Raw genomic sequence first — 5,178 nt, forward strand, 5'->3', positions numbered from 1 at the left:
GGGGTAATCCAATAACGGCGCGGCGCGATACAGGTCGCTCGAGACGAGGAGACAGCGCACCGGTTCGCCTAGCCATCATAAGCATTAGACGTACTTGCCCATGTCCAGGGCGAGTTGAAGGTTCGCCGCGGACGGCTTGCCGGAGCCGAAGTCAGGACCGAATGCGTGGTACGGCCCGACCGCCCCGGCGACCAGTGCGAGGCCGTTCTTCACGGCCACCATGACCACTACCCGCATCCGGGAGTAGCTGGCGGTGGCTCCTTGCGGCCAGCAGTCGGCGACCAACCCGTACCCCGGCTGGTATCCGACCATCGCGTTGGGAATCTCGTAGGCCGTCTTGGTGTCGGGGAAGGTCTGCTTGACGAGCTCGTTGGCGATGTCCTTCGGCGTGCGGCCCGCAGCGGGTTCGCTGAACAGCCGCATGGTGCCGCCGTCGCCCGCCAGCAGATCGGCGACGACGCCGCGGTCGCCGGTGGTCACCTTGTACGCCGACCCGGCCGCTGGATAGGAGACCGAGAACGCCCCGTCGGCCGCGGTGAAGCGTGGGTTGATCGTGACGGGCTGGCCCATGGGTGGCCGCCCGCATTCGGGCGGACACACGTACCGGGCCGACGGTTTCTCCATGGCGCCTGACATGGCGACGAGGCCCGCGGCGACGACGCCGATGGCGGCCACCCACACGACGAGCAGGCGGCGGTGCGAGGTCTTGGGCAGGATCGGCGCTGTATAGGTGCCCGCGTGCGTCGAGTAGCCGGGAACGACCGTCGTCACTGCTCGTCTGCTCCCGGCTCGGGGCCCGTCTCGACGCGCACGGGCCGGATGTCCCGTCGTGCCTGCCGTGACGATCGGGAGGAGGCCCTGGTGGCTGCGCCGCAGGCGACGCAGAAGGCCATGTCGGGCACGACGTGACCACAGTGCGGGCACAGCAGTGGCTCATCGGAGAGAATCTCGTCGTGCGCCTCGTGCAAGAGCGCAAGGTGCAGGCCGACCCGCAGGGCGAGCAACGCCGCCGCCGCCACCGCGAGATGCAGTGCGAGCTGCAGGGTTTGGGGGAACCTCGCGACGTCGACGAGCCCGAGCACGGCGTACATCACCAGCACCGCGATGGCGAAGATGGTGAGGGCGATGCGGACGAAGTTGCGGTGCTGGTGCTTCTTGTTCGCAGGGCGAGTGAACCACAGGGCGGTGCCGATGAGACCGCCGACTGCCGCCGCTGTCAGAGGCACCGCCACGCCGCGAATGCCCGCCTCGACGATCAAACCGTTCATCGGCCTGGCCCGGGCGACCATGCCGCCCGCGAACTGGGGAGCGAGGCGCGTCATTTGTGCTGCGGCCGTGAACATCAGTGCGCCAAGTGCGCCGATGGCGAAGCCGTCGAGGGCTTCGCGTTCCCCTGGCCGCACCAGTCGCACCAGCGCTGCGGGTACCAGCATGAGAATCAGGCCGCCGATGGGCACGCCGAGCCCGTCGCGAAGGATCCGCGACCCCGCGATGCCCATGCCCAGTCCGACGTCGTAGGCCTGCGCGACGGCCGCCCCCGTCAGGAGCACCCACCCCACGCCGAGGCCGATGCCCAAACCGGCCGTGGTCACCAGGGTCGAGGTCGGCACGTCGTCGTAGACGTCGGACTCCTGCAGATAGATGAGGAACAACAAGGGAAGTCCAAGTGCGGCAACGGTGATCAGCGCGGCGGGTAGGCGCAGCAGCGCGGTGGCGATCAGGGCGGCGAGGATCACCCCCAAACCCAGCAGGAACGGCAGGCGCGAGCTCGGCGACAGATGAGGGAACAGCGAACTCACGATGTTCGGTCTCAGCAGATGCTCGCCGGGCGATGCACTGTAGGCGCGCATCCGCAGCCACTTTGGGCCCTTGGCGCGGTGATCGGTCAGGTGGTCTCCGCACAGACCGCAGAATTCACCTTCGGGAACGTCGGTTCGGCACACCGAGCACTCGACCATGCCGGGCGTGGGGTCCTCTGGTTCCGACTCGGTCATGGCTCGACTCCCGCTCGCTCCGGTCCTCGCTCGTGCCTCGCTGCGATCCTCACTCGCGATCGTCTTCGGGTGGTCATTGGGTGATCCTCTGCAGGGTGAGCAGGTTGCGGGCGAGGTTGTCGACGTCCGGGGTGCCGAGTCCGCTAACAAGGTCATAGCCGGGCCCAGCGGTGTCGACGGCGTTCCCGCCGAGCGTCACGTCGCGGAAGGCGGGCAGTGGGGCGCCCTGGGCGATTTGGTAGAGCAGCGGGTTGATGTCACCGATTCCGCCGCCGCCGTTTGCCTTCAGGAACTGGGTCATCACCGCGGCCAAGCCCGCCCAGATGGGTGCCGATTGCGAGGTTCCGCCGCCAACGACGTTGTCTCCGTTGAGCACGATCTTCACGCCGGTGAACGGGTCGGCGACGGCGGAGATGTCGGGGGTCAGCCTCTTACCCGTATTGCGGTTGGCCGGAACCTGTCCCGCCGCGACGCGCTGCCACGGCGGCATGCCGAAGAGCGACGACACCCCGCCGCCGGTGCCCTGGGAGAGCGGGACGTCGAACCAGGCCTGTTCGGCCAGCCATCGGCCCTGGGCGTCGGTGGACAGCGTGGTGCCACCGACGCTGGTCATCTCGGGAAGGGACGCAATGGAATCCAGCCCGACGTCGGACGGACCCGGCGGGGAGTCCCAGTCGTCGCCGCCCTTGCACTCGAGCCCGGCGAGGTCGCCGCTGGCGTTGAATGCCGTGGTGCCGTGCCTGTGGGCGGTGGCCAGCGCGGCGCGAACCGGCGCCAAATCCGCTGCGGTGAGCAGTTTGTCGCAACCCCAGCCGATCGAAAGGGTCCAAATCGCGCCAGGGAACTGACGGTCGGTGTCCTCGAACATCTTGCCGATCTTCTGGAAGGCGCCGTCGCCCTCCACGGTCGGACGAGCGTTGACGACGACCTTCTGCGCATCGGGCGCAATCGCATGGGCGACTTCGAGATCCATCGTCGTCTCGCCGTACGGCTCGGCCAGCTGGTCACCGACGACCTTCGGGGTGAACTGGGGAGTGCGTTCATGGTGGCGAAGGCGTCGAGGTCGGACTGGGCGAAGCCGTTGAACGCGAAGATCACGATCGTGGTGCCCTTACCGGTGAAGCCGTCCCGCGCCAAGCTTGCCGCGTTGTAGGTGGTGAGTAGAGCGGCGGGGGTCAGGCCGCGGTCCGGCACGTCCAGCGGCAGGATGTCCGGCCGGGACTCGTGATGCGGTGTGTAGCTGAGGATTCGGCCCAGCTGGGTGACCTCGTCGCGCAACGTCGCCGGCACCTCCGGCTGCTGCGGCGACGCGTAGAACTCCTGGCCGCGTTGACCGCGGTAGTCGTGCACCTCGACGCCGAAGGCGTCCGCCACGTGGTCGGGGGTGCCCTCGAGAACTGCCCAGCCGTCGCTAGTACGCCACTGCACGGCCAGACCGTGCTCGCCGGCCCAGCCGATCAACGCATCTGGGCGCGTGTGGTCGTGCAGCATCGCAGTGAGCTGAACGTGGTCACCACGTGCTGGCCCCAGATCGGTTGAGGAGGCCAACAACGACGCGAAGGGGCCCTCGATGAAGCCTGGCGTTCCGGCACTCGGAGTGATCCGCAGATCCGATGCGAGTGCCAGGACGCCGACGAGGACGACGGACAACAACCACGCCCAGGAACTCGCGTGCCTGGTCGTGGTTGGTGTCAGCGTCTGTGACGGCATTGCGTCGTCGTGTGACGGTCCCGCGAAGTGTTCTCGAGACCGTGTGATGTCAGTTGTGGGTGCCAGGAATGGCCGTCGGCGCGGCAGGCGCCTTGATCGGTGGCGTGAACAGGTTGCCGCCCGTGGGGTTGATCGACTTCTCGGTGGGCGTCGCTGAAGGCGTCGTGGTAGTCGTAGTGGTCGACGTTTCGGGTGCCTTCTCCGCACCGCCACCGCACGCCGCGGTCAGGCCGACCATCGCGACGATGGCAGCGCCTCCCGCGTAGGCCGCGACACGGCGAGCCAGACGATTTGACCTCATGATGCTTGTTCCTTACTAATCCCCGAGTTGTCAACGCATGACCTTCGGCGAATCGCCGAGGCGATTCCGCACGTCCCGGAGCGTCGCAAACGTGCACCAGCCCCATCCCGAAGCGGGTTCTGGTGCCCGAACTCTAACGTACTGGCTGAATGGCCGCACAGGCATTTCTCTGGAGGCGTAGAACCCAGGTCCGTTTGCTCTTCGCGCAAGCGCTCACCGTCACCCGTCCCGCCCGATCCGCTTGACGGTGTCAGAGGGTGAGTGTTTACTCGTCGTATCGAACATACTTTCGAATACGAGGCGAGTCTGATGGTGCGGAAGGTGTTCTCGTGGCAGTCGTGATGAATGTGACTATGCCGGCGCAAAATCGCGCTGAGCAGGTAGAACACCTACGGCGCAAGATGGCCGAGGTGTCCGGGAGAGCGTCGGGCAAGGTGGGTCCGACGCAGCGCGGATCCATGCCGTCGCCCACCTCGCTCCCCGCCTCTGAAACTTTGCTACCCATCCCGGAATCGCTAGCCGATCTCCTGCCTGCCTCGTTGCCTCGCGGCACGGTCGCGGTGTTGTCGGGGGCCCGGTCCCTGCCGCTGAGATTGGTGGCGGCGGTGACGGCGGCGGGCGGACACGCGGCGATCGTGGGCCAGCCCGACGTGGGGTTGCTTGCTGCCGTCGAGATGGGCGCCGACCTCAGCAGGCTCGCGGTGATCCCCGATCCGGGTGCCGATCCGGTCGAGGTGGCCGCGGTGCTGATGGACGGTCTGGATCTGGTGGTGCTCGACCTGGGCGGACGGTCGGTGGCGCCGACCCGGGCGCGTGCCGTGACGGCCAGGGCCCGGCAAAAGGGGTGCACCCTCCTGATCACCGACGGTGACTGGCACGGTGCGTCGGCCCGGCTGGAGTCCAGGGTCTGTGGCTATGAGGTGACGGGGGCCGGCGCCGGTGCGCCTACGCCAGGATGTGGGCGGATCAGTCGGGTGCGGCTGGCGACCAGGGCCACGGGTCGGGCCAGCGGCCACGCTCGCGTAGTGGGCGGATGACGTGCCCGGCCGGGTGCTGGCCATCTGGTGCATGGACTGGCCCGCGGTGGCGGCGGCCGCTGCGGCGGGTCTGGCGGCAACCGACCCCGTGGTCGTCACGCTGGCCAATCGCGTTGTCGCCTGCTCGGCGTCGGCC

5 protein-coding genes and 1 pseudogene are annotated in these 5,178 nt (G+C 68.0%); 2 read left to right on the plus strand and 4 right to left on the minus strand.

Annotated elements, in window-relative coordinates:
* Positions 1 to 84: 84 nt before the first annotated feature.
* From ACRDUX_RS02185 to ACRDUX_RS02200, 4 genes and pseudogenes are all read right to left on the minus strand, one after another.
* Positions 85 to 771, minus strand: coding sequence for a hypothetical protein (locus ACRDUX_RS02185; protein ID WP_526410575.1), 687 nt, complete (start codon positions 769 to 771; stop codon positions 85 to 87).
* Positions 768 to 1,994 carry a zinc ribbon domain-containing protein gene (locus ACRDUX_RS02190; protein ID WP_526410577.1) on the minus strand — a complete coding sequence of 409 codons (1,227 nt, stop codon included), beginning with the start codon at positions 1,992 to 1,994 and terminating at the stop codon, positions 768 to 770. Before ACRDUX_RS02190 ends, ACRDUX_RS02185 begins: the two co-directional genes overlap by 4 nt.
* Positions 1,995 to 2,067: 73 nt before the next feature.
* A pseudogene (locus tag ACRDUX_RS02195) lies at positions 2,068 to 3,704 on the minus strand (S53 family peptidase).
* Positions 3,705 to 3,753: 49 nt separating this feature from the next.
* Positions 3,754 to 4,005: a hypothetical protein gene (locus tag ACRDUX_RS02200; RefSeq protein WP_526410579.1), complete on the minus strand. Its 252-nt coding sequence runs from the start codon at positions 4,003 to 4,005 to the stop codon at positions 3,754 to 3,756.
* Positions 4,006 to 4,334: 329 nt separating this feature from the next.
* Here ACRDUX_RS02200 and imuA' point away from each other — a divergent pair, with 329 nt between their 5' ends.
* On the plus strand, positions 4,335 to 5,042 hold the full coding sequence (gene imuA', locus ACRDUX_RS02205; protein ID WP_526410581.1) for a DnaE2-dependent mutagenesis accessory factor ImuA': 708 nt from the start codon (positions 4,335 to 4,337) through the stop codon (positions 5,040 to 5,042).
* A 31-nt stretch (positions 5,043 to 5,073) separates the two neighbouring features.
* The coding region (locus ACRDUX_RS02210; protein ID WP_526410583.1) for a hypothetical protein at positions 5,074 to 5,178 on the plus strand (105 nt) is incomplete at its 3' end.

Source organism: Mycobacterium sp., from assembly GCF_050701675.1.
In the GTDB taxonomy this organism is placed as follows: Bacteria; Actinomycetota; Actinomycetes; order Mycobacteriales; family Mycobacteriaceae; genus Mycobacterium.